Raw genomic sequence first — 309 nt, forward strand, 5'->3', positions numbered from 1 at the left:
ACGGAAAGTTTTCAAGCTCCAAAAGAGTATATTTCAAGCAGCTAAATCGGGACAAAATGCTAAGGCACGAAGGTTGCAACGTCTATTGGTGAAATCATATTATGCCCGGCTCTTAGCAGTGCGTCGAGTGACTCAAGATAATCAAGGCAAGAAAACAGCCGGAGTTGATGGAGTAAGAGTAATCTCTTCGAGACAAAGGTTTGAACTGGTCAAGAACATTAAGGGAAACCTCAAAGCAAAACCACTGCGACGAGTGTGGATTCCAAAACCTGGCAGGGATGAAAAAAGCTGGAATAGGAATACCCACAA

General features: G+C 43.4%; 1 protein-coding gene. It reads left to right on the forward strand.

The genetic code is table 11. The features are described 5' to 3' along the window. Window positions 1-28: 28 nt before the first annotated feature. Window positions 29-309, forward strand: a 281-nt coding sequence (locus tag P5674_RS26250; protein WP_315670528.1) for a reverse transcriptase N-terminal domain-containing protein, incomplete at its 3' end; no start/stop codon positions are given.

It is taken from the genome of Limnospira sp. PMC 289.06, assembly GCF_032350395.1.
GTDB classification, from domain to species: Bacteria; Cyanobacteriota; Cyanobacteriia; order Cyanobacteriales; family Microcoleaceae; genus Limnospira; species Limnospira platensis.